Origin of the sequence: Gemmata obscuriglobus, assembly GCF_008065095.1 — a bacterium.
Classification (GTDB): domain Bacteria; phylum Planctomycetota; class Planctomycetia; order Gemmatales; family Gemmataceae; genus Gemmata; species Gemmata obscuriglobus.
The window spans coordinates 3553645-3577903 of sequence record NZ_CP042911.1 but is presented as its reverse complement, the minus strand read 5'-3'; the positions used below and the strand labels follow the sequence as shown (position 1 = coordinate 3577903).

Below are 24259 nucleotides of genomic sequence, written 5' to 3'. Positions count from 1 at the left end.
TGAACCAAGGATCGAGGGCAACACCCCGCAGGCGCAAGCGCCTCAAGCAACCGTGAGTCGCCGGTGGCATACCATAGGATGCCCGGTGTAGGCTGGGTCCCGCACGAACGCACATGATCCCGGCATGTGAACGCCTAGCCCTCGCCCTGGCCGCCTTCGGGCTTGTCCATGATCGGAACCGGCACGGTGGTCTTCCGCGCCACCACCTTGGCCACGTAACTGAGTTCCACCTGGGCGCCGCGGACCGCGAGCCGCGACTCCCGGATGAGCCGCACCGCGGCCACCAGCAGCGCGCACGCGCCCGACAGCCCGAACGCCACCGGGATCCACCCCAGCGCCCACTTCGTCGAGGCCGACAGCCCGACCGTCAGGCTCGCGCCCACCAGCAGCCCGATGGCCGTGTACAGCGTCACGATGGTGCTCTGGAGCAGGGTCAGCCGCTGCGTGTGCCACCGGATCTGGTCCGCGATCAGTGCCCGCTTCGCGACCACCTCCTCGGTGACCACCCCGTCCGGCAGCCCCTCGGCCACCTCGGTCAGCGCGCGGATGCGGTCCACCACGCGGCCGAGCCGGTTCGCGGTCGACAGCGACAGCGTGCCCGACGCGCTGATGAGGAGAGCCGGCGTGATCATCGCCCCGAGGATCTCGCCGGCGCCCAGAAAATCGATCGCGGTCATGTGCGGGGTTCCCTCCTAAATGAGTGTAGGGAGCCCCCCACCGGCCCGACCGCGAAACCGTTGCTCGGACCGCGTGTGCGGGTGAGAATCGAGTACCCTCGTCGCCCCAGGACACACCATGCGATTGCTTCCCGTTCTTGTTGCTCTGCTCACACCGGCGATCGCGCTGGCCCAAAAGGACGCCGCGATCGCGTCCGCCGGGACGCACGCCGACGCCAACTGGCCGGTGGCGCTGAAGATCTGGGAGTTCGCCGAGCCGGGCTACCAGGAGAAGCGATCCGCCCTCGCGCTTGCCGAAGTGGCCGAAAAAGCGGGCTTCAAGGTGACGAAGGGCGTGGCCAAGATTCCGACCGCGTTCACCGCCGAGTTCGGCAGCGGCAAACCCGTCATCGGCATTCTGGGCGAGTTCGACGCGCTCCCCGAGCTGTCACAAGATGCCGTCCCGTTCCGCCAGCCGCGCAAGGACGGTAACGGGTACGGCCACGCGTGCGGGCACCACCTGTTCGGCACCGCGTCGCTCTCCGCGAGTATCGCCATCGCGGAGCAGATCAAGGCCGGCAAACTGAAGGGCACGGTGCGGTTCTACATGTGCCCGGCCGAAGAGGGGGGGGCGGCGAAGGTGTTCATGGCGCGAGCCGGGCTGTTCGACGACTGCGACACGGTGCTCCACTGGCACCCGGGCGCGCGGAACTCGGCCGGCGACGCCAGTTGCCTCGCGCGCATCGCGGTGAAGTTCCGGTTCCACGGCACCGCCGCACACGCCGCCGGTTCGCCGGAAAAGGGACGATCCGCGCTGGACGCCCTGGTGCTCACGATGCACGCGGTGGAACTGATGCGCGAGCACACGCCCGACGGCACCCGGCTGCACCACACCGTCACGAGCGGGGGCGGGGCCGCCAACGTCGTGCCCGAGTTCGCCGAGGGGTTCTTCTACGTGCGGCACCCGAAGGCCGACGTGGTTCAGAAGCTCTACCCGCGGCTCCTGAAGTGCGCCCAGGGGGCGGCGCTCGCGACCGAAACGAAGCTTGAAGTCGTGTACCTGGGCGGCACGATGGAGATCCTGCCCAACGACACACTCGCGCAGGTCGCGAAGAAGAACCTCACCGCACTCAACGACCTGAAGTACGACGACACGGAAACGAAGTTCGCGCTCCGCTTGCGCGAAACGTTCCCGGACAAGGCGCCGCCGCTGGACGACATTTCGCATGTGTTCGACGTGTCCGGGAAGTCGAGCGGGGGCAGCACCGACGTGGGCGACGTGTCGTGGGCGGTCCCGGTCGTCGGGTTCGGCACCGCGTGCTGGGTGCCGGGCACCCCGGGCCACTCCTGGCAGGCGGTCGCGTGCGGCGGTACGACGATCGGCAAGAAGGGCATGAACCTCGCGGCCCGCACGCTCGCCGCCACCGCGTTCGACCTGTTCACCGACGAGAAGCTACGCGACGCCGCGAAGGCCGAGCACACGAAGCGCCTCGACGGGCGCAAGTACGCGGCGATGCTCGACAAGGACCAGCCGCCGCCGCTCGACTACCGCGACCCGCCGAAGCGCAAGGGCGGAGAGTAACCTTTCTGTTGAAGATAAATTCGGCGCAACTCGCGACTAATAATGTTGACAGGTTGGTCTGGCGGGTTTACCATTCTTGTACCTCTCCGGCCCAAATCCCGTTCGGCAAATCCAGGGGAGTTTCGTCCATGATCCGTTCGCGAGTTGCGGCAACCCTGCGCCGTGTCCTCGGGGCATCATTCCCCCACGCGACCAAGTGTCAGTGAATACGAACGGCGCGAGCCGCTTCCGGCCGGCGCTGGAGCGATTCGAGGTCCGCGACGTGCCCGCGGTCTTCACGTTCGACCTGCCCGGCGAGACGGGCGTCGGCGAGTTCACCGATCCATCGGGCGTTAACCCGGCGCTGTCATCCCAATCGCTCCCGGTGTCCGATCTGACGCTCACGTTCCAGGGCACTTACCTGACGAGCGCAAACGCCGTGACGACGCCAATGGCCGAGTACCAGAACGGCCTGTTCGTGGGGTTATCGGCAGCGTTTGACCTGCCCGCGGCCTCCGGAGCGTACCAGCAACTGCTGCTGAGCGGTGGCGCGGCCACCGGCGTCGATGCGGCCGGCACGCAGTTCACGAGTCCAGTGCTCGCCGCGGCCAACAAACCGTATGTGAAGATCGATTTTACTGGTCTGGAAGTCATACCGCCGCAGGTCAACGTTCGAGTTCTCCTTGACGATGACACCATAACTTCGGTCCTCATCAACTTCACACAGGCAGAGCTAAATGTCAACGGCATCAAGGCCGCCGAGCGGGTCAAGGACGAACTGAAGAGCCTCGGCATCGATGTGGACGCCGGCACAGGTGTGGTAACCGTCTGGGGTAAGGGTGACGCGAATCAGCGACGTGCGTCTGTCCGTCACTCAGCAGCCCCTGGCGCCATCTTCTACCTACCCCACGTTTCCGGACATTACGGGGCAACCGGTAAATCGGACCGCAACTTCCCAACCGGGACGGCCAACTAAAGACGGCCGTGGTTGCACTGCGCGTTTCGACGAGCCGCGACCGCCAGGGTAATGGCACTCGTTTTCGGTTTTTAGTGTTCACTTGTGCGCTGAATTCGGGAAGTCTGAATTCGGCTTTGCGTCGGAAAGTTTGCTCAGGTTATCCAAATTCAGCGCACAGGCGACCAGGTAAACAGGGAAAACGAGTGCCATTACCCTGGCGGTCGCGGCTCGTTATCAAACGTTACTAACAGCCACGGCCGTGTGCTGAGTCAGCTTCGACACTTTCGACCGGGCAGAGGCGAGTTGCTGGTCGTCGCTGCCGCTTCCCGTTCACCGTCACAGGTGCGGGCAGCGGTCGCCGTGGGCCATCGGCGTTTGAGTTGCCCGACTCTGACGCACGGCCTTCCAACCGCAGGAGTTTTCGACAATGCGAACCCTCACGATTCCTTTTTTGCTGCTGTTCGCGCTCGGCGTCACCACCGCGGTGCACGCCGACGACCCCAAGCCCTCGGGTGTGGTCCTCGACCTGCGCGGGCCGCCGAACCCGCCCGAGGGCGGGAACTTCACCATCACCTTCACCATCACCTTCGGGGGGGGACTACAAACGGATGTCTGCCCGATCTGCTACGGCGGAGGGTACAACCCGACGAAGGTCGCGGCGGCCATGGACGGCTGGCAGACCGCCGGCTACGTGGTGGAAAAGGCGGGCGACACCCGCATCCGGTTGATCGGGCGGAAGGACAAGCAGGGCAAGGTGTACCCGGTCACCGGTATCAAGATCGAGTCCAAGGACCTGCCGGCCGAGCAACTCCCCAAAGTCGTTCCCGACGCCAAGAACATGGGCTGACCCCGCGGCGGCAACCGTCCGCCTCAATTTGCAGGCGTAGTAACGTTCCTTGACCTGACCGCCGCTGGCCAGACCCTCGTGGTTTGGGCCGGCGGTCGCCGACGGAGGATGTCCATGCGGGCGATACAGTTGATCCTTACGGTGGCACTTGCCGCGTTCTTGGCTCACCACCTCCCCGCCGACGACCCGAAGCCGCCCAAGCGGGTGGGCGTGGTCATCGACCTCTGCGGGCCGCCGGAGGACGGGCGGTGCACCATCAGCTACAAGGTCACCGTTGATGGCTTTAATAAGCCGGGCCAGTACTCGGTCAGTCATGGCAACTACCGTTCGAGCGGCGTGGAGGCGGCGGTCGTTGGCTGGGAGAACAACGGGTTCGTGGCCGAGAAGGTGAGCGGGACGCGGTTGCGGTTGATCGGGTGGAAGGACAAGCAGGGCAAGGTGCACCCGGTCACCGGCATCAAGATCGAGTCCGAGGACCTGCCCCAACACCAACTGCCGACCGTCGTGCCCGAAGCGAAGAACAAGGGGTGACCGCGATCAGGTTGCGCGGCCCGGCGATCTTGAAGAATGCGGCCGCCGTCGGAGTGAACGAGTTCACCTCACACCGCCCGCTCACGGGCGGTGTGTCATCGCCCACCCCCGGCATGTCGTTTCGGTACGAGTCCACTCCCCACCATCAATTACCGCACGACAAAACGACCGATCTAAACTTGACTATACTACAGTGCTGTGCGCGTTGGTCACCTGCCGAGACGGCAGCCGTGTTCAACTTCCGCACGCGCTGCCAGAAGTTGAACACCTCACTTCAGCCTTGAGCCTCGCTACCCAGTCACCGCGCTGCCGTCGGACCAGAACAGCTCTGCGGGCATGGCATGTGCTTCTCGTCGTCAGCCGATCTCGCTCCGGCACTTTCCGGCAGGGGTGTTCGTGCCGGCACCGGCTTCTTTCGTGCTGCTGTTCCGCACGCCCACGCCTTGCGGCGTCCGGTGTGGTGCACATCAGGTGCTGGGCGAAGCCGATTCGTAGCCCGGCCCCACTTTGCGCCCCCGCCATTGGCGAGATGGACACGCTGACCGCACCGTTAGGACCGTTATGCCGCACGAAACGTCCCTCATCGCCCTGATCGCCGTCGGCCTCACCCTCGCGTTCGCGCTCGGGTGCGTCGCCGTTCGGCTCCGACTCCCCGCGCTCGTCGGGTATCTGCTCGCCGGCGTCGCCGTCGGCCCGTTCACTCCCGGGTTCGTGGGCGACGCGAAGATCGCCCACGAACTCGCCGAGATTGGGGTCATCCTGCTCATGTTCGGGGTCGGGATGCACTTCTCCATCCACGACCTGTGGGCCGTCCGCAAGCTGGCGCTGCCCGGGGCGATCGTGCAGATCGCCGCCGCCACCGGCATGGGCGTGGGCGTCTCGTACTTTTGGGGCTGGTCCCTCGGGGCCGGCGTTGTGTTCGGCCTCGCACTGTCGGTCGCGAGCACGGTCGTCCTGCTCAAGGCGCTCGAAGCCCGGAACCGGCTGGACACGGGCGACGGCCGCATCGCGATCGGGTGGCTGATCGTCGAGGACCTGGTCATCGTCCTGGCTCTCGTTCTGCTCCCCGCCCTGGCCGGGCCGCTCGGCGGGAAGGCGGCGGCGGACGGGTCGAACCTGTGGGCCACGCTGGGGCTCGCGCTGGGCAAGGTGGCGGCGTTCGTCGCCCTCATGCTCGTCGTCGGCACCCGCCTGTTCCCGTGGCTGCTGAGGAAGGTCGAAGCGATCGGGTCGCGGGAACTGTTCACCTTGGCGGTGGTCGCCCAGTCGGTCGGCATCGCATACGCCGCGACGGAAGTGTTCGGGGTGTCGTTCGCGCTCGGCGCGTTCTTCGCCGGGATGGTGCTGAACGCCTCGGAAGTCGGGCACAAGGCGGTGGACAAGTTGCAGCCGCTGGAGGACGTGTTCGCGGTGCTGTTCTTCGTGTCCGTCGGCATGCTGTTCGACCCGCGGGTGCTGGTCGAGCAGCCGCTCCGGGTGCTGGCCGTGCTCGGCATCATCGTCGTCGGCAAGTCGCTGGCGGCGGTCGGCATCGTGCTGGGGCTCGGCGGAGCGCGGCAGACCGCGCTGAGCGTCTCGGCGGCGCTGGCCCAGATCGGCGAGTTCTCGTTCATCCTGGCCGGGCTGGGGATCGCCCTGGAGCTGCTCCCGCCCGAAGGGCAGAGCCTGATCGTGGCCGGGGCGCTGCTGTCCATCACCCTCAACCCGGTCGCGTTCTTCCTGGCCGATCGGTGGTCGCGTGAGCGGGCGGGTGAGCCGGCGGAGCGCGATTTGGTGGCCACAGCGGCGCACTGACGGAGGTCCACATGGTGATCGTACTGATGGGCGTTTCCGGCTCGGGCAAGACGACGGTCGGGAAGCAGTTGGCCGCCGACCTGGGGTGGAAGTTCGTCGAGGGGGACGACTACCACCCGCCGGAGAACGTCGCGAAAATGGCGGGCGGCACCCCGCTCACCGACGCCGACCGGAGGCCGTGGCTGAAGGCCCTGCGGCAGCGGATCGACGCGGCGTGCGCGACCGACGAGAACATCGTGGTGGCGTGCTCGGCGCTGAAGCACGAGTACCGGGATTATCTCGAGCGCGACGACCCGGCGTGCGTCCGGTACGTGTACCTGCACGGGTCGGAGGCCCTCTTCCGCGAGCGGCTGGAGAGCCGGAAGGGGCACTTCATGGGTGCCAACATGCTGCGGAGCCAGCTCGAAGCGATGGAGCCGCCGGTCGGGGAGGTGACGGTGGACGCCGCCCCGCCCCCGGACCGGATCGCGGCCGACATCCGGGCCAAGCTGGGGGCGCCAGCTACGCCGTCCGCACCTGTGCCGGCTTCTCCCGCTGGGTCAGGTTGCGGGCCGTGTTGACCAGCCCCAGGTGCGAGAACGCCTGCGGGAAGTTGCCGAGCTGGCGGCGGGCGACCGGGTCGTACTCCTCGGCCAACAGCCCCACGTCGTTGCGCACCGCCAGCACCCGCTCCAGTACGCGCCGGGCGTCCTCCGTCCGGCCCATGAGGGCGTAGTTGTCGGCCAGCCAGAAGGTACACAGGAGGAACGCCCCCTCACCCTTGGGCAGTCCGTCCACCCCGCTCTCGGTGCGGTACCGGTCCACGAAACCGTCGCGGACCAGATCGCTCTCGACGGCCGCGACGGTGCCGACCAGGCGCGGGTCGGTCGGCGGCAGGAACCCGACCTCGGCCATGACCAGCACCGCGGCATCGACCTCGGTGCTCCCGTAGAACTGGGTGAACGCGTTCCGCTCCCGGCTGAACCCGCGGGCGCACACCTCCGCGTGCAGCCCGTCCCGCAGCGCCCGCCAGCGGTCCACGGGGCCGCCCAGCCCGAACCGCTCGACGTCCTTGACCGCCCGGTCGAACGCCACCCACGCCATCACCTTCGAGTGGGTGAAGTGCCGGGCCGGCCCCCGCACCTCCCAGATGCCCTCGTCCGGCTCCCGCCAAACGTCTTCCAGCCGCCCGAGCAGCTCCCGCTCGACCCGCCAGTCGTCGGCCGCGGCCGACAGCCCGTAGTGCCGGGCCAGGTGCAGGCAGTCGAGCGTCTCCCCGAACACGTCGAGCTGGAACTGGTCGTAGGCCCCGTTCCCGACCCGCACCGGTTGGGACCCCTCGTACCCCGGCAGCCACGGCAGTTCCGTCTCCGGCAGCCGCCGCTCGCCGCCCACCCCGTACATGATGCGCAGGTCCGCGCCCTTGCCCGCGACGGCCCGCAGCAGCCACTCCCGCCACGCCTTCGCCTCGTCCGCGTACCCGCTCTGGAGGAGGGCGGCGAGGGTGAACGTGGCGTCCCGCAGCCAGCAGTACCGGTAGTCCCAGTTCCGCACCCCACCGATGTGCTCCGGCAGGGACGTGGTGGGCGCAGCGACGATCCCGCCGGTCGGGGCGTAGGTCAGGGCCTTGAGCGTCACCAGCGAGCGGACCACGGCGTCGCGGTACTCGCCCTCGTAGGTGCAGCGGTCGGCCCACGCCTGCCACCACGCCGCCGTCCCGTTCACGGCCGCCCGGGCGTCGATCGGCGGGTGCAGCGGCGTGTGCGACGGGTGCCACGTCAGGACGAACGGCACCTCCTCACCGGCCCGCACCTCGAACTCGGCCGCCGCGGCCCACCCGTCGATCCGCAGCGGGACCGGGGCGCGCAGGTGCAGCGCTTCCGGGCCGCCGACGGCGACCACCCCGCCGCCCTCGGGGCGCACCCACGGGGCCAGGCTGCCGTAGTCGAGCCGGGGGGCGAAGTGGGTCCGCATCCGCACCACCCCCCGCCGCCCGATCACCAGCCGCACCACGTCCGGCTGAGCGGTGCGGACGGGCATGCAGTCGACCACCGTCACCTCGCCGCCGGGGGTCGTGAACGTCGTCTCCAGCACCAGCGAGTCGCCGCGGTAGGTCCGACTCACCCGCATCACGTCCTCGGCCGGCGCGACCGTCCACCGGCCGTGGTCGGCGGTCCCGAGCAGCGCGGCGAAGCAGGCCGGAGAGTCGAACCGCGGGAGGCAGAGCCAGTCGAGCGACCCGTCCCGCCCGACCAGGGCGGCGGTGTGGCAGTCGCCGATGAGCGCGTAATCTTCGATCCGGTGAGTCGTCATGCGACCTCCTTGTGGTGGCGTGTGGCGGCTCGAAGCAAACGCCAGGCCGGCGCGCGAGGTGCTTTCGGTGGGAGCTGACCCAACACTGGAGGAGGCTCACGTGGCACACCGGAACAAAGTGGTGATCGTCGGCGGCGGGTTCGCAGGGCTGTACTGCGCCCAGGGGCTCCGCCGCAGCCCGGTCGATGTCACCCTCATCGACCGGCGGAACTTTCACCTGTTTCAGCCGCTCCTGTACCAGGTGGCCACCGGCGCGCTGTCCGCCGCCAACATCGCCGCCCCGCTCCGCGGCGTGCTCGGTCGGCAGCGGAACGCGGTCGTGCTGCTCGGCGAGGTGAGCGACATCGACCCGGCCGCCCGCGCGGTGGTGCTGGCCGACGGGGACCGGGTGCCGTTCGACACGCTGGTGGTGGCGGCCGGTGCGACCCACCACTACTTCGGCCACGACGCCGACTGGGAGCCGATTGCCCCCGGGCTGAAGACGGTCGAGGACGCGACCGAGATCCGCCGCAAGTTGTTGTCGGCGTTCGAGCGGGCCGAGCGGGCGCCCCCCGAGGCCCGCAAGCGGCTGCTCACGTTCGTGGTCGTCGGCGGCGGCCCGACCGGGGTGGAGATGGCCGGGTCGGTGCGGGAGCTGGCGCGCCACACGCTCCGCCGGGACTTCCGGTTCTTCGACCCGGCCGACGCCCGGGTGGTCGTGGTCGAGAGCCAGCCGCGGGTGCTGGCCGGGTTCCACGAGGACCTGTCGCGGAAGGCGGCGGCGGCGCTGGACCGGCTCGGGATCGAGGTGATCAACGACAGCCGGGTGACGGCCGTCGCCCCGGACCACGTGGTCGTCACCGCCAAGCCCGACGGCTCGACCCGGCGGATCGATACGGAAACGGTGATCTGGGCGGCCGGGGTGAAGGCGTCGCCGCTGCTCAGCCGGCTGGCGGCCCGGCTCGGGGTGGAGGCCGACTCGTCCGGGCACCTCTCCGTGGCCGCCGACTGCACAGTTTCTGGCCACCCGTGGCTGTTTGTGATCGGCGATTGTGCGACGTTCCGCGGGGAGGACGGGAAGCCGCTGCCCGGGGTGGCCCCGGTGGCCATGCAACAGGGGCGGTACGTCGCCGACGCGATCGACCGGCGGGCGCGGGCACTGCCGCCCCCGGGCGCGTTCCGCTACCGGGACAAGGGGAGCATGGCGACGGTCAGCCGGTCGCAGGCGGTGGTCGACCTCGGGTGGGTGCGGTTCGGCGGGAAGCCGGCGTGGCTGACGTGGCTGTTCGTCCACATCCTGTACCTGGCCCGGTTCGAGAACCGCGTGCTGGTCCTCGTCCAGTGGGCGTGGAACTACGTCAGCCGGAACCGGGCCGCGCGGCTCATCACCGGGGAGCTGACGAGCGTCAGCACGGACGCCCGGCACGACGCGCGGAGGACCGACCGAACGTGTCAGACGGCCGACGGGGCTCTCCCCGCGGAAAACGCCGACGGGGAAGCTCAAGCGGGAGCAACTTCTGGGCGACCGGGCGCGACCGGGTGAGCGCGGACGTCAGGTCGGGAGCCCGCTCGCCGACGTGTTTCCCTTCACGCCGTCGAGCCGCCCGAAGGCGGAGTCCAGCACCCGCCCCATCTTGTCGACCGCACCGGCGACCGCATCCTCCGGCGCACCGGCCTCGTTGGTGACCGCCACCGGTTGCCGCCCAGCGGCCCGCGCTTCCAGGGCGCACCGGCAATCGGGACCGCCCTTCGGTCCGTTCACGTCGCTCAAGTGGACTTCAACCGTGGTGAGGCGGTCCCGGAAGCGGGAGAGCCCGTTCTCGATCTCAGCGGTCACGGCCGCAGTGTCCACGGTGGTGCGGGTGTCGGTGCTGATTTCCACGCGCATTGCAGTTCTCCGGGGCGATGAAGCAAGGTTGTCCGCCGCCGCCTGTCGCGAACCCCGTGCCGTTGGTGCGGACCGGCCTCAGCGGAGGAGCGGCAGTGCGAACAGGAACGGAGCGTTCTTCCGCACGTTGAAGTCGTGCCTACAGCTCACCGCCGCAGAATGAACTTGGAACTGGGGGGTGGGAGCTTGAAACGACTGGATTTAGTGCGGCGAGCCGAACGACGAATGATCGACCCGGCGAGCGAAACGTTGGGGGCGAGTCTTCGTCGCCGTAAACTGTCATCTGCAGGAGGTGGGCAGGTCCCACCTTCGAGAGTTCAACACCCCCGCCCGGGGTCATGGCGAGTCGGGTCCGACACCGAAATAAACGAGTGGAACGGAGCGCGGGCGCGGCCTCGCGGTTGTTGCGGCAAACGCCCGCCGCGTTACAACATTTGATGCGGGCGATGGACGGAGCGGGACCATTGGACCAGTTCGTTCGAGGCGACACGGGCGAGACTGGCCCCCGAACCCGCTTCAGCGTGCGTCGCTCCGTTCCCGTGGTGCGTGTCGGACGAGTTGTGTGCCCGAAGAACAGGAGACGGACGTGAGCCTGCATGACGAACTCAAAGCCCGGGTCACCGCCGCCGTCAAAAGCGGTGACGCGCTGACCCGCGACGCCTTGCGGACCGTTCTGGGCGAGGCCCAGGCCGAGGCCGTGCGCCGCAAGGTGGAGGCCACCGATGAGGTCGTCCTCGGCGTCGTCCGGAAGACGGTGACGGGGCTGAAGGAGACGATTCCGCTGGCTAAAAACGCCGGCCGGGACACGACCCAGAGGGAAGCCGAACTTGCCCTGCTCGAATCGTTGCTCCCCAAGGCGTGGGGGCAGGAGGCGATCGCCGCCGCCCTCGTCTCGATACGGGATGACCTACGGGCGGCCAAGAACGAGGGGCAGGCCCTGGGCGTTGCGATGAAGGCTCTCAAGGCTCAGGGGGCAACGGCGAACCCGGACGACGTGAAGGCGGTCGTTGCGGCCGTAAGGGCGTGATGCCCGGCGGCTGACGGAGAACGTATCCGTCGTTTCCGCACGCCGACGGTGCGCACACAACCAAACCCGAGCGCCGGTCCGGATCATCCACGGGATGCGGACCGGTCCCCTGCCAGATCCCCCGCCGAGCGGCCCCAGGCCCACACCTCAGTCAACGTCCGTGCCCACGCGCCCGGTAGAAGTACGTGTCGAAGCCGCGGGACAAAATGTCGCTCGCACTCAGCGCCGTCTCCAGGTAGCTTAGTGTCAACAGACCGCCGCCGCGCGAGCGCATTCGTTCGCGCGGGTTACAAGCCCCACCCGCATTGCGGCCGTCCGTGCAGCCGATCAGGGCCGCACCGGTAACCGCATCCAGTATCCGACACGCCGATATCGAATGTCACGGGAGTGAGTGATGGCAGCACGCGTGTTCCGCACCCGATTGGCCGGTGCGCTCGGTGTGGCACTGGTAGCGGCACTGGTGTCGGCCTTCGCACGCGAGTCCCAACCGGCCGGAACCGCGGGGACGCCGGCGGAACCGAAGTTGGCCGACTACGCCGCGGTTCGCCCACTGCTCGCCAAATACTGCCTGAACTGTCACTCCGCGAAGGACAAGAAGGGGAGCCTCGATCTCGAACGCTTCGCCAGCGCCGACGACGTCCGCAAGGACGCGAAAGTGTGGCAGGGGGTCATCGAGCAGGTCGAAGCGGGCGAGATGCCACCGAAAGAGAAACCGCAACCCACCAACGCGGAGAAGAAGCAACTGCTCGGGTGGGTGCGCGGGTTTCTCGACGCGGAGGCGAAGGCCCGCACCGGCGACCCGGGGTACGTTCCGCTCCGGCGCTTGAGCAACGCGGAGTACAACTACACCGTCCGCGACCTTACGGGCGTGGACCTCCGGCCCGCACGCGAGTTCCCCGCGGACGGCGCCGCGGGCGAGGGGTTCACCAACGCCGCGGAGGCGCTCACCGACGTCTCGCCGGCGCTGCTCACCAAGTACCTGAACGCGTCGAAGGAGATCGCCGAGCACCTCGTGCTGCTGCCCGACGGGTTCCGGTTCTCCCCCGCCAAAACGCGCCGCGACTGGACCGACGAAGGGACCGCCGAACTGCGCAAGGTCTACGCGACACTGGCGCCCGCGGACGGCAAACTGCCGGTGCAGCCCTACCTGCTCGCAACGGTTCGGAACCGTGACGCACTCGGCGCAGGCAAGTTCGAGGAAGTCGCAGCGAAGGAGAAACTGAACGCGAAGTACCTGCGCGTTCTCTGGTCCGCGCTCACCGACAAAACGTCCTCCCAGCCGCTCGACACGATCCGGTCACAGTGGCGCACCGCAACCGAAGCGGACGTGCCCGCACTCACCGCTCAGGTAGCGGCGTGGCAGTCCGCGCTGTGGCGGACGGTGAAAGTCGGGAACTACATCCAGGCGAGTTGGGGCGCGCCGGACGGGAGCAGCTACACCGAAAGTACGACCCGGCAGGTGCCGGTCGATCCGCCGGCCCTCGCCACCGTACCGCTCCGCGTCGCAGTGAAGCCGGCCCCGGGTCAATCGGAAGTCGTCCTCCACCTTACCTCAACCGAGGACGGCCCCGGCGGGCCGGTCGCGTGGTCGCGACCGCGGTTCGAGGCACCCGGGAAGCAACCGCTCCTCCTCCTCGACTACGCCGCCTTCGGCGCCGCGTTCGAGATCGATTACCCATCGGTGTTTGCCGACAGTACGAAGTACCTGTCTGCGGCGGCAGAACTGGCCCGCGACACGAAGGTGTCGCCCGACGACCTCGCCAAACGCGAGGCCCTCGATCCCGCTTTCCTCAAGCAGTGGGTGCAGGTGCTGCAACTGCCGTCGCCCCGAACGGGCGAAGCAACGCGGCCGGCGATCGCGCTCACGCCACTCGACGACAAGACCGGCCCCACACCGGAACGCCCGGCGATCAGCGGTTGGAAGAAAAAGGGCACCGACCTACCGATCGTGATCGCGAACTCGTCCGACAAATCCGAGCAGATTCCGGGTCGCGTCTCGGCGCGGACGGTCGCCGTGCACCCGACCCCGCAGGAGTTCGTTGCGGTTGCGTGGAACAGCCCGATCAGCGGGAACGTGACGATTCGCGCCCGCGTCGCTCACGCGCACCCGGCGTGCGGGAACGGCGTGAGCTGGTGGCTCGATCACAACCGCGGCGCGGGGGCCGCGCGCCTGGGTGAAGGGACCGTCGACCTCGGCCAAGAGGCCAAACCGCCCGCGTTTTCGGCAAAAGTCGAGCGGGGCGACGTTGTGGTTCTTGCGGTCGATCCCCGCAACGCCGAACACACCTGCGACATGACGGAGGTGTGGCTCACGATCACCGAGTCGGAGAAACCGAACCGCGTGTGGGATCTGGCCGCGGACGTGGCCGCGAGCGTTCAGGCGGGCAACCCGCACGCCGACAAGTATGGCAACTCCGGCACCTGGAACTTCGCGCGCGGACCGGCGAAGAAGGCCGGCGCCCCCGCGCCGACGGTCCCGCCCGACTCGGTACTCGGGCGCTGGAAAGCGACCGTCACAGCCCCCTCGCGCAAGACCGACGCCGCCGCGCTCGCGCAAGACGTGGCAACGCTGCTCAGCGGCCCACGACCGACAGATGAGAAGAGCCCGGATCGCGCACTCTACGACCGGCTCGTGAGCCCCGACGGCCCTTTGTTCGCCGGCGTCGATGTGGCGAAGCTGACACGGCCGCGCCTGAAGGGAACCGTGTTCGGGCTGCCAGCGGCACGCTTCACCGAGGACCGGATCGTCGCAAAAGCCAATGAGGCGATCGAGATCCGGTTGCCGGCCGCGCTGCTGGTCGGCCGCGAGTTCGTCGTTGACGCGAAGCTCGAAACCGGTGCCGCCGAACGGCTCGTGCGGGTCCACGCCGGGACCGCACGTCCGGGGCCGCACGCGCGGCGGGAAGGTCCACTGCTCGGCTCACCGAACGGGTCGGCGTACAAGAAACTCGTTGACGGCCACGCCGCGTTTCGCGCGGTGTTCCCGCTGTACCTGTGCTTCCCGCAGGTGGTACCGACGGACGAGGTCGTCACGCTGAAGATGTTCCACCGCGAGGACGAACCGCTCGCGCGGCTGTTCCTCTCGGACGATCAGACGCGCCGCCTCGATCGGATGTGGGCGGCCCAGCGGTTCGTGAGCCGCCAGCCGGTCGCGGAACACGACTACCTGCCGCAGTTCATGGGGTACACCACCCAGGACACGCCAAAGGCGCTCCAGCAGTTCTTCATCGACCGCAAGCCGCTGTTCAAGCGACACGCCGACGAGTTCCTGGCAGAAGAGGCGGCCGCCGCCCCGAAACAGCTCGCCGCGCTTTTGGAGTTCGCGGCGCGTGCGTACCGGCGGCCACTCGAAGAGAAGGAGAAGGCCGAACTGCTGGCGCTGTACGAGACGATCCGGGGCAAGGGCGCGGGGCACGAAGAGGCGCTCCGCGGGGTGGTGTCGCGGGTGCTGGTCGCGCCCGGGTTCCTGTTCCGCATCGAGCAGGCCCCGAAGGGCAAAGAGCCCGCCGCCGTCACCGACTGGGAACTCGCCACCCGGCTCAGCTATTTCCTCTGGGCGTCGCAGCCCGACGCCGAACTTCGTCGCCTCGCGGCCCAGGGCCGGTTGCGCGACCCGCAGGTGCTGGCGGGCCAAGTGCGACGGATGCTGGAGGACGCCCGGACCCGCGCGCTGGCGATCGAGTTCGGCACGCAGTGGCTCCACGTCCGCGGGTTCGACGAGCACAACGAGAAGAACGAGAAGCTGTTCCCGACCTTCACACCCGAGTTGCGGGCGGCGATGTACGAAGAGTCGATCCTGTTCTTCCTCGACCTCTTCCAGAACGACCGCACGGTCGCATCGGTACTCGATGCGGATCACACCTATTTGAACGAACTGCTCGCGAAGCACTACGGCGTGCCCGGCGTTACGGGTCCGCAGTGGAGCAAGGTAGACGGCGTGCGGAAGTACGGCCGGGGCGGCGTCCTCGGGCTCGCCAGCGTGCAGACGAGAGAATCCGGGGCGTCGCGCACCAGCCCGGTGCTGCGCGGCAACTGGGTGGTCGAGGCCCTGCTGGGTGAAAAGCTCCCGCGCCCGCCCGCCAACGTCCCGCAACTGCCGGAGGTGGAAGGGGCGAACAAGCTGTCGGTGCGGCAACTCGTTGAGGCGCACGCGAAGGCGCCCGAGTGCGCCGTGTGCCACGTCCGGATCGACCCGTTCGGGTTCGCGTTCGAGGGGTACGACCCCATCGGCCGGCTGCGCGAGAAGGATCTGGGCGGCTTGCCAATCGACACCCGGGCGAAGCTGAAGGACGGCACCGAGTTCGAAGGCATCAACGGGTTACGGAGCTACCTGCTCGCGAACAAAAAAGATGTGGTCGTGCGACTGTTTTGCAAGCGGCTCCTCGGGTACGCTTTAGGGCGCTCCGTGACGCTCTCCGATACAGCACTGATCGACGAGATGGTTCTCGCATTGGCGAAAAACGACGGCCGGGTGACGGCCGCAGTACAGGCGATCGTGCGGAGCCCGCAGTTCCGCACGGTGCGCGGCAGCGAATTCGGAGAATGAGCCACGGATCGCGTTACCGCCGCTCCGAGCTACCAGAACGACCGCCAGATGGTAATAAGCAGCCGCTCCGACTCGAACCGACCTTCAAGAGCCGCGCCGGCACCAAACTCGCCCCCCGCCGCAAACAGCCCCTCCCCAGACGCCCGGACGAGGACCCGATTCAATGAGCACCCCCGAAAAGACACACCCCCTTTCACGCCGTACGTTCCTGCGCGGGGTCGGGGTGTCGATGGCGCTACCGTGGCTGGAGTCGGTGCCGGTCTGGGGCGACGACAAGCCGAAGAATTCGGCGTCCGAGGCGCCGGTGCGGTTCGCCGCACTGTTCTCTGGCAACGGGTTCCACTCGAAGGAGTGGTGGGCCAGGGGAGAAGGTAAGCAACTGGAACTGGGCAAGGTGCTCGACCCGCTCAAGCCCCACCGCGAAAAGCTCCTGTTCCTCCGCGGCCTCTACAACCAAGAGGCACTGATCGGCGGCATCCACAGTTGTCAGACGGGCAACCTGCTGACCGGCGCGCATCTGGCGCCCGACGGCGAGATCCGGTCCGGGATCAGTTGCGACCAGGTGATCGCCGAGAAAACCAAGGGCGCGACGAAGGTGCCGAGCCTGGTGCTGGGCACCGAGCCGTCGATTGCGGCGATCCACAAGAACTACTCGATGATTTACAGCTCCCACATTTCGTGGAGTTCGGCCACCACGCCGACCCCGCTGGAGCTGTACCCGGCGCTGGCGTTCGACCGGCTGTTTCGGGACGAGGTCGGCAGGGCCGATAAGAGCGTGCTCGACGCCGTGCGCGAGGACGCCACCAGCTACAAGAACAAGGTGAGCACCGCCGACCGGCGGCGGCTGGACGAGTACCTGTCGTCCGTGCGCGAGGTGGAACAGCGGATCGAACAGGCCGGTAAGGGCGGGCGGCTCCAGGGCTGGCGCCCCACGCTCGACAAGCCGGACATGAAGCGCCCGCCCGACGGCATCCCCCAAGACATCGACCAGCACATGCGGCTCATGTGCGACATCCTGGTGCTGGCGTTCCGGACCGACACCACCCGCGTCTGCACCCTGAAGCTGAACAACGACCACTCGTCGCTGCGGTTCCCGCACCTGAAGGTGGACTACATGATCCACCACCTCCTGTCGCACACCGACGGCGCCGACTGGCTCAAGGTCAACCAGTTCTTCACCGAGCAGGTTGCGTACATCGCCAGAAAACTCGACGCGGTCCAGGAGGGCGAGCGGACGCTCCTCGACAACAGCATGATCCTGTTTTGTTCGAGCATGATGACGGGCAACCACAACAACGACCAGTTACCGGTGGTGATGGTCGGACGCGGGGGCGGGCGGATCAAGACGGGCCGCGTCCTCGACTACCTCGGGAAACCGAACCGGAAGATGTGCAGCTTGTACCTCGCGCTGATGGAGAAAGCGGGCGTGCGGCTGAACGAGTTCGGCGACTCCAAAGAACCGCTCGCGGAAATTTGAGCACGAGGCGTTTCCAGATCGCGCGGCGCACCCGCGTCCGGGCCTTCCAGTGTGGTCCGCTCACTCCGTGAGCGGCCGCTCCGGGTATCGGATACGCGTCACACAAAACGACGGGTCCGAAAACCCGCGGAGCGAATGGGACGCGCGGATCGACCGCTCACGGAGTGAGCGGACCACACTCGAAGACCAGACCCACGCTGGCGGTCGCTCCGGGTATCGGATACGCGTCACACAAAACGACGGGTCCGAAAACCCGCGGAGCGAATGGGGCGCGCGGACCGACCGCTCACGGAGTGAGCGGACCACACTCGAAGGCCGGACCCACGCTGCACGAACTGGAAACGACTGGAACCCGGTTGGTTGTGCGTTACACCCGCCTGCGTCGGCAGATGTGTGTAACCTCATCGTCCGAATAAATGCCGGCTCGCGAACGACGTTACCGCGGCCCTCGCGCCGTTGCGTCCCCAAAGGCCCGGCGGAAGAGAAACGACAAGAAGTACGAATCGGCCAGGAGTTCGGCGGGCGACAGCGACGCCAAGCCGACCGTGGCCGGGCGGTTCTTGATCGTGTTGTTCGAGAGCATGTAGCACACGGCCTCCGCGCGAAACGACGCCTCATGCTCCTCGTCCGACCGGCGGTCCGCCAGGCGCTCGCTGTGCTGCCACGACAGCGGCATCACGAGTTCCGTCGGGAGCAACCGGCTCTGCCCGCGGTGGTCGGCAACGGACCGCTCCAGCGGCACCGAGCCGAGATCGAGCCACGCGAGCGGGCGGCGCGACCGAATGGCGTCGCACACCTGCCGGTAATGGCTGTCGATCACGGCCCCGCCCGGCGCGGCCGCCATCAGGCTGTTGCTCATGTAACCGAGCGGTTCGCGGTAGCCCACGAACCCGGCCGCGTCCGCCGCATCGAACACGAAATCCAGGTTCCGTAGTACCACGCAATCCGCGTCCACATACAGACCGCCGTAGTGCTTCAGGAGGTACGCGCGGATGAAGTCCGCCTTTTGTGCCAGCGGGAGCGTGTCGATGGGCAGGTCGCGGTCATTCCGGTGCAGCGCGTCGAACCCGGCGCGGTCCAGCACTTCAACCCGGGCGTTGTACTTGCGGATCGTTTGTAGGCAGAGATCGATGTAACCCGGGAGCGGACCTTCCCAGTACGCCCACACGGTTCGGGGTATGGGCGTGCCGGGAACGATGCCGGAGCCGGTTTCGTCTGCCGCACCGCGTTCGTACCGAATCAGCGGCTCGGGTGCGCGTTGCGCGTCCGGCCCCGGGTACCGGAACGCCGCCACGTAGTCCGCTTGCCGGAACCGCACGAGCCCGCGCTCGGCCGCAACCGCGTCCACGATCTTGCGCACGTCCGGCCAGTCCGGGTCCGGGTAATCGTGGCATGCCAGCACGCCGCCCGGTTCGAGCGCGGCCAGCGCGGCCTCAAGACCGGTACGGACGTTCGCCGCGTCGTGCTCCCCGTCCAGAAACACCATCTCGAACGGCCCGCGCCCGGACGCGACACCCGCGAAGTGCCCTTGGATGAGAGACACCCGGTCGGCCACACCGAACCTCTGGAGCCAGTCCAGCGCGGGCGCGGGGTCAAGAGAATCGACCGACACCAGTTCGCGCGCCGACTGCGCCAAAGCGACGGTGCTGCGACCGCGGAACCGGCCGAGTTCGAGAACCCGCTTCCCGCGGGCCAGATCCCAAAGGGCGCGGCCTTCGCCATAGGTCAACCACCCCGGCACCCCTTCCGGGTGTCGGTACGTGCTGCTGTCGGCAGTCGGTAACCGGAAGTCGGGATCGAAGTCGGGCGCGTACACCGGCGGCGTACCGAACGCGCTCATGAGCGGCGTGTGCTCGACCAGGCACGGGTCGGCGTACCAGAGCGGCCAACCGGCCCCGTTCGCGACCCCGAGCGCTCGCGCGTCCTGCCCGCCGGTGTGGTGGTCCCAGCGGTCGAGCATGATCTCCAGTGCGCCCCGGCTCAACACGTAGGCCTGTGAGCCCCACAACCGGGACTTCTGCCACCGCTCGTTCGGGCCGTTCGCCAGGGCCGGACGGGCGAGCCGGTACCCGAGTTCCGGGCACCGCCGCGCCCACGGGTCCTGAATCGTGTCCGGAATGAACAGGCTGCCCCACTGAAGCTGGCCCGTCGTGATCGGGTGCCAGCGGGTCAGGTTTTCCCAGAAGAAGCGACCGACGCGGACATCGTCTTCAAGGAGGACGGTCCACCAGCACCCGTCGTCCCAGGCTCGCTGAAGCGCGGACCGGTACATCCGGGACGTGCTGGACCACCCGACCGGCCAGTCAGCCGGTTGCCGCAGCACCTCCGGCGGGCCGGGCCAGTCGCTGGCGGCGAGCGCCGCGAGCGTCTGGGCCAGAACACGTTCGCGACCGGGGCAGGTAATGACGTAAAGGCCGAAATGGGGCAGTGTGAGCATCGGGTGGTCGGGCAACAAAGAGGGCAACCGGCGTAATCAGAGCGTGGGGAGTGGGGGCGGCGGGGGCGGCCACGCATCGAACGCGACCGTCCGATCAGCCGCTCCTGTTCCACCTCCCGGCAGGCACCCGGCGCAACAGTCGACCGCGCCCGTGCCGCCCGCGTAGAACGGCTCGCTGCACGGTGCGAGCCATTGCACTCCGTTCCAGAGCCACGCAACGGCGGTCAGCGGAACCCCATCGGGACTCGATCCCGGCACCGGTACGTTGTGCGCGCACCAATTATTATCAACCGGTGTAACGTTGACATCTCCCGGTTGCGACGGGTCGGCCGGCGGAAGTGGCGGCGGCGGAACGTGCCCCGACAGAATCCGAACGCGAACCACCTTCGACAACTCCACGCAATCGTCACCACCCACAACGAGCACACCGCGGACGCAGATGGTCCCACCCGAGGCGGAACCGGAACCCGAACCGGAACTGGAAACGACAACGTGAAGTCCGCTTGTCGGACATTGGATCTGCACAATTCCCCCCGTTTGGTGGCTTGTCACGAAGCTGCCGCGTTCCGCAATCGCCACATTTAAGCACAAGAAATTGATTGATTCCAATAGAGAATTCACTGATACGACTGAAACCGCACCGAATAGTTAGATATTCACCTCACCGTATAGTGATGCACCGTGCGATCGAGACCGACATAGTAGAATGGCAGTAAATTCCGAACTCGCCAACGAGTTCCGGCTGCGTCGGAAAAAGTTGCCCGACCCGTCTCGCCGCGCTGTCACTGATCAGTTCCGGACACTCGACCCCGTTCCAACGTACTTGGAGAACGTTGGGCGGTTGCACGGTCAGCTCCAGAATCTGTTCTTTGGAGTCAGGTCCGGGCACGTAACTACCGGCAATCCCGTTCGTGGCGATACACATCGTCGGATCGCACGGGACAATAGCCCCGTGGGATCGAATCAGTTGGTACTGGCGATCGGGTCCCTGCCGGACGTGGCGATAGTCGATCAGGTGATAATTGAATTCATTCTTGGCGTCGAGGTATCCCCCGAAGTACACCCCGCACCCCCCGGTCCACTGAGTTTGTCCCAAGGCGATCTGAATTTTGTAATTGGGTGTACTCATGGTTCCCAACCGCAGCAACGCGGGCTTGGGAGAGACCACCGTTAGCACTTCCTTGTCGGTATTGAGGTTGATGAGGGAGGTGTCCAAGGGTTGCCAGAACCGCTTTTCGGGCGTCTTGGTCAGCAGGTTGCGCCACTTGTAAGGGCCTTCCGGGTCCTCTTTTAGGACCGGTTCGGTGTAGACCGAATGGGTCCGAGCCGGAGCCCGCAAGAGGGACGCGCCAACGCCAGCCCCAACGGCAGCAAACACCCCCGCGACCAAGATCCACCGCCGCAGGTGGGCCGGGTAGGCCGGACGGCGACGCAGTCGCGCGGGAGTAACGTTCGGCGCGGCCACCGCGCCGGCCGTCGTGAGGGCGGCGAGGTCGGCCCCGGCTGCCAGTTCAGCCAGTTCTGCCGCAACTTCACCGGGCGTTGCCGGACGGTCGTCGGGGTTCTTGGCCAGCATCCGGAACATGAGGCCGCGCAGCGCCGGCGGGGCGTCCGGGCGGCGGTCGGTGATCGCGGGCGGCGGGTCTTGCTGGTGCGCGCACATCAGGCGCAAAAACGAGTCCGGTCCCGAACCGGGAAACGGCGCCTCACCGGTGAGCAGAGCGAACAGGGTGCAGCCGAGGCTGTAAATGTCCGCGCGGATGTCGACCGCATGGGTCTGCGTCCACTGCTCCGGGGCCATGTACTCGGCCGTTCCCATCACCTCGCCGACCCGCGTCAGTTCGTCGGGGCCTGCGCCCCGGAGCCGCGCCAGTCCGAGGTCCAACACCTTGACCTGCCCGGCCGCGGACAGCATCAGGTTGGACGGCTTGATGTCTCGATGGATCAGACCGTGTTCGTATGCGCCTTGGAGCCCGAGCGCGGCCTGCCGGACCAGCTCGCACGCCTCCGGCACCGGCAGCGGCCCGCGTGCGTGCAACAGCCCGGAAAAGGTCACCCCGTCGATCAGTTCCATCACGAGGAAGTGGACCCCGTCCGCTTCACCCGCGTCGGTGGCCCGAACCAAGTTCGAGTGCTCGACGCCGCCGACGATCTCCATCTCGCGCTGGAACCGCGCGACCGCGCGGTCGTCCCGCACCAGCCGCGGGTCCAGCACCTTGACCGCCACCGGCTTCTTGAGCCGCACGTGTTCGGCCCGGTACACGGTCCCCATCCCGCCGCGTCCGAGCGGCTCGGCCAGTCGGTACTGCCCCAGTTGTTCGGGGACGGATCGGGTTCGGTTCGGCGTCCAGTAGCGGCTAAGCTGCGGGGTGCTTTCCCGGCCGCCGTCACCTAGAAGGGTGATGCTGGTCGCGCCGTCCATCCGCAGCATCGCCGCCTCGCACCCCGTGCAGCGCGACACGTGAGCCCCGATCGCGTCCATCTCCGGGGCCGGGAGTTCGGCGCAGAGGAACGCGGCCAGTTCGGCCCGGGACGGGCACGGCTGATTAACGCTGTGGTGTTCGTGACTCATCAACGGTCCCTTACGGCCGCAGCCCCGGGCCGGCGGCTCGCACCTCGGGTCATCTGCCCGTCCGACGAGCACCTTGTGAAGAGATACGAGACAGTTTACCACGCCGGGCGCCGGCCGCACTCGTTTTCCAACCCGGAAATCTTCTCACCTGCTCGGCGAACGAATTGCACTCGCACGACACCTGAAGATATGGAAGTAGTTTGCGGTGCAAAGCTGATGTTATTTCGATCGGGTCGGTCCGGCGAGTCGATCTGGGTGGCTTGAAGTGGGATTCAGGACTGGCAGGAGCGATATTGTGCCGGAGCCCCGCAAAACAAACCAACCGGTGCCGCAGACCAGACGGAAGCGGCACCGGTTCGGAGCCCTCACCCGCGGGCGCGTTCGGGCATGATGAACGCCTTTCCGGACCGCTGGAGGATGTCGTAGTTGGACCCGGTCAGGGGGAAGTCCTTGGTCGCCAGCCGCTTCACCTTCGTTTTCCCGTTGGCCGTCTCTTCCACCACGTCGCCGGGCTTGGGGTCCAGTACAGGGACGCTCTCGGCCGCGACCGCGATGCGGTCCGGGCGCGCCCCCTTGCCGAGCATCTCGATGAACGTGTCGAGGCTCTCGGATTGGAGGCAGAAGGTCCCGATCACGAGTTTTAGGCGGTACGTCTTGGCCATCCAAAGGGCCGCGACGGGGTCGGTGTAGAAGTACGCAATTTTGGTCACGGCGCGCTTTCGCAGGTTGATGGAAAGAGCACATCTTATCTGCCCCCGGGGTGTACAAAAACCCCGACCGGTGGCGAGCCGGCTGAACGAGGGAGCCGTGACCGAAACCGACCGCGCCGCGTTCCTGGCGGCCATCCTGGACCACCCGGCGGACGACACGCACCGGCTGGTGTACGCGGACGCGCTGCGCGAGAGCCCGCGGCCGTTCGACCGGGAGCACGGCCGGTTCCTGTGGGCGGGCGTGACGCTGGCCGGGTACCGCGGGTCCGAGCCCGCCACCGACGGCACGTTCTTCGACGCCGTCCGCGAGCAAACGGAGAGCGCGCCGCCGGTGCTGGCCGCACAGGTGAAGCGGCTCCGCGGGTGGGACTGGGCCGAATGCGCCTGGGACAACGACGCCACCGCTCCGGACCGGGTGACGGTGAGTCGCATCCCGGAACCGATTACCGGCGAGCACCCGCGCGAGCGCCGGCTCCGTCGGCGTCGGCGGGCGCCCGGACCGGCTGTGATCTGGGAGCGCGGGTGCGTCACCGCCGTGCGGCTCGGGCTCCGCGAGTGGGTCACCGAAGGCGGGGCGTACCTGGCGCGTTGCCCGATCGAGCGGGCGGAGCTGACCGACACGCCCGGCCTCGTCGTGCGATTGCTGGGGGACGCGACGGGCTGGCGCGTCGAGTTATCGCTCCGCCTGCCCGCGGCGGCGGACGGCTCACAGCCGGCCGTCACCCTGACCCACGAACGCTCCGTCGGTGCCGTCCCGGCGGACCGGCGCGGGTCCGTGTTCGACGAGGTACTGGGCGGCCCGTTTCTCACTCAACTGCTCGCCGACCTGCGCACCGACGCCGGCGACCGCTGGCCCAACGGTTGAAACCGAACCGTGTGTGCCGGCTCCCGACGCGGCACCGCATTTTGCGAACGGACGTCGGCGCGGCTCGAATGAGCGCATCATCAAACGCATTGCCCATTCATTCCAAATCCTCGCCCAAC

At 67.7% G+C, this 24259-nt stretch carries 16 protein-coding genes and 1 pseudogene; 11 read left to right on the top strand and 6 right to left on the bottom strand.

Annotated elements, in window-relative coordinates; all coding sequences use genetic code 11:
* Positions 1–134: 134 nt before the first annotated feature.
* On the bottom strand, positions 135–677 hold the full coding sequence (locus GobsT_RS14795; protein ID WP_010036358.1) for a DUF2721 domain-containing protein: 543 nt from the start codon (positions 675–677) through the stop codon (positions 135–137).
* 118 nt (positions 678–795) lie between these two features.
* Between GobsT_RS14795 and GobsT_RS14790 the strand changes: the two genes are divergently transcribed.
* From GobsT_RS14790 to GobsT_RS14765, 6 genes and pseudogenes are all read left to right on the top strand, one after another.
* A complete protein-coding gene (locus GobsT_RS14790) occupies positions 796–2238 on the top strand; it encodes an amidohydrolase (protein WP_010036357.1) in 1443 nt (480 codons plus the stop codon).
* A gap of 202 nt (positions 2239–2440) precedes the next feature.
* Positions 2441–3193, top strand: a complete 753-nt coding sequence (locus GobsT_RS14785; protein ID WP_010036356.1) for a hypothetical protein — start codon at positions 2441–2443, stop codon at positions 3191–3193.
* A gap of 409 nt (positions 3194–3602) precedes the next feature.
* The gene (locus GobsT_RS14780) at positions 3603–4022 is read left to right on the top strand and encodes a hypothetical protein (protein WP_010036351.1); all 420 of its coding nucleotides are present in this window, start codon (positions 3603–3605) and stop codon (positions 4020–4022) included.
* A 114-nt stretch (positions 4023–4136) separates the two neighbouring features.
* Complete coding sequence (locus GobsT_RS14775; RefSeq protein WP_010036349.1) at positions 4137–4553, top strand: hypothetical protein; 417 nt, start codon at positions 4137–4139, stop codon at positions 4551–4553.
* 561 nt (positions 4554–5114) lie between these two features.
* Positions 5115–6323, top strand: a pseudogene (locus GobsT_RS14770) (cation:proton antiporter domain-containing protein); the annotation flags it as partial.
* A gap of 35 nt (positions 6324–6358) precedes the next feature.
* The gene (locus GobsT_RS14765; RefSeq protein WP_010036347.1) at positions 6359–6907 is read left to right on the top strand and encodes a gluconokinase; all 549 of its coding nucleotides are present in this window, start codon (positions 6359–6361) and stop codon (positions 6905–6907) included.
* Here GobsT_RS14765 and GobsT_RS14760 read toward each other — a convergent pair.
* Positions 6849–8639, bottom strand: a complete 1791-nt coding sequence (locus GobsT_RS14760; protein WP_010036346.1) for a glycoside hydrolase family 15 protein — start codon at positions 8637–8639, stop codon at positions 6849–6851. The genes GobsT_RS14765 and GobsT_RS14760 overlap by 59 nt on opposite strands.
* A gap of 100 nt (positions 8640–8739) precedes the next feature.
* Between GobsT_RS14760 and GobsT_RS14755 the strand changes: the two genes are divergently transcribed.
* On the top strand, positions 8740–10161 hold the full coding sequence (locus GobsT_RS14755; protein WP_010036345.1) for an NAD(P)/FAD-dependent oxidoreductase: 1422 nt from the start codon (positions 8740–8742) through the stop codon (positions 10159–10161).
* A 9-nt stretch (positions 10162–10170) separates the two neighbouring features.
* Here the strand turns inward: GobsT_RS14755 and GobsT_RS14750 are convergent, their stop codons facing one another.
* The gene (locus GobsT_RS14750) at positions 10171–10506 is read right to left on the bottom strand and encodes an HPF/RaiA family ribosome-associated protein (protein WP_010036344.1); all 336 of its coding nucleotides are present in this window, start codon (positions 10504–10506) and stop codon (positions 10171–10173) included.
* Positions 10507–11068: 562 nt separating this feature from the next.
* On the opposite strand from GobsT_RS14750, the gene GobsT_RS14745 reads away from it, so the two are divergent.
* The 3 genes from GobsT_RS14745 to GobsT_RS14735 all read left to right on the top strand — a co-directional run bounded on the left by GobsT_RS14745 (position 11069) and on the right by GobsT_RS14735 (position 17556).
* Entirely contained in the window at positions 11069–11533 is a 465-nt protein-coding gene (locus tag GobsT_RS14745; protein WP_010036342.1) for a GatB/YqeY domain-containing protein, read from the top strand.
* Between the two features lie 394 nt (positions 11534–11927).
* Positions 11928–16079 (top strand): DUF1592 domain-containing protein, encoded by a 4152-nt coding sequence (locus tag GobsT_RS14740; protein ID WP_010036340.1) that lies wholly within the window; start codon positions 11928–11930, stop codon positions 16077–16079.
* 163 nt (positions 16080–16242) lie between these two features.
* Positions 16243–17556 carry a DUF1552 domain-containing protein gene (locus tag GobsT_RS14735; RefSeq protein WP_010036338.1) on the top strand — a complete coding sequence of 438 codons (1314 nt, stop codon included), beginning with the start codon at positions 16243–16245 and terminating at the stop codon, positions 17554–17556.
* A 436-nt stretch (positions 17557–17992) separates the two neighbouring features.
* On the opposite strand, the gene GobsT_RS14730 is transcribed toward GobsT_RS14735, so the two are convergent.
* The 3 genes from GobsT_RS14730 to GobsT_RS14720 all read right to left on the bottom strand — a co-directional run bounded on the left by GobsT_RS14730 (position 17993) and on the right by GobsT_RS14720 (position 23275).
* Positions 17993–19993: a class I SAM-dependent methyltransferase gene (locus GobsT_RS14730; RefSeq protein ID WP_010036335.1), complete on the bottom strand. Its 2001-nt coding sequence runs from the start codon at positions 19991–19993 to the stop codon at positions 17993–17995.
* A 661-nt stretch (positions 19994–20654) separates the two neighbouring features.
* Positions 20655–22565, bottom strand: coding sequence for a serine/threonine-protein kinase (locus GobsT_RS14725; RefSeq protein WP_010036334.1), 1911 nt, complete (start codon positions 22563–22565; stop codon positions 20655–20657).
* Positions 22566–22930: 365 nt separating this feature from the next.
* A complete protein-coding gene (locus GobsT_RS14720) occupies positions 22931–23275 on the bottom strand; it encodes a hypothetical protein (RefSeq protein WP_010036333.1) in 345 nt (114 codons plus the stop codon).
* 97 nt (positions 23276–23372) lie between these two features.
* Here GobsT_RS14720 and GobsT_RS14715 point away from each other — a divergent pair, with 97 nt between their 5' ends.
* Positions 23373–24140 (top strand): TIGR02996 domain-containing protein, encoded by a 768-nt coding sequence (locus GobsT_RS14715; protein ID WP_029600727.1) that lies wholly within the window; start codon positions 23373–23375, stop codon positions 24138–24140.
* The last annotated feature ends 119 nt before the right edge of the window (positions 24141–24259 follow it).

Coding starts and splice junctions, on each gene's coding strand:
- GobsT_RS14780 (WP_010036351.1), top strand. CDS start 3,603: ATGCGAACCCTCACGATTCCTTTTTTGCTGCTGTTCGCGCTCGGCGTC.
- GobsT_RS14775 (WP_010036349.1), top strand. CDS start 4,137: ATGCGGGCGATACAGTTGATCCTTACGGTGGCACTTGCCGCGTTCTTG.
- GobsT_RS14735 (WP_010036338.1), top strand. CDS start 16,243: ATGAGCACCCCCGAAAAGACACACCCCCTTTCACGCCGTACGTTCCTG.
- GobsT_RS14750 (WP_010036344.1), bottom strand. CDS start 10,506: ATGCGCGTGGAAATCAGCACCGACACCCGCACCACCGTGGACACTGCG.
- GobsT_RS14795 (WP_010036358.1), bottom strand. CDS start 677: ATGACCGCGATCGATTTTCTGGGCGCCGGCGAGATCCTCGGGGCGATG.
- GobsT_RS14790 (WP_010036357.1), top strand. CDS start 796: ATGCGATTGCTTCCCGTTCTTGTTGCTCTGCTCACACCGGCGATCGCG.
- GobsT_RS14740 (WP_010036340.1), top strand. CDS start 11,928: ATGGCAGCACGCGTGTTCCGCACCCGATTGGCCGGTGCGCTCGGTGTG.
- GobsT_RS14765 (WP_010036347.1), top strand. CDS start 6,359: ATGGTGATCGTACTGATGGGCGTTTCCGGCTCGGGCAAGACGACGGTC.
- GobsT_RS14760 (WP_010036346.1), bottom strand. CDS start 8,639: ATGACGACTCACCGGATCGAAGATTACGCGCTCATCGGCGACTGCCAC.
- GobsT_RS14725 (WP_010036334.1), bottom strand. CDS start 22,565: ATGAGTCACGAACACCACAGCGTTAATCAGCCGTGCCCGTCCCGGGCC.
- GobsT_RS14730 (WP_010036335.1), bottom strand. CDS start 19,993: ATGCTCACACTGCCCCATTTCGGCCTTTACGTCATTACCTGCCCCGGT.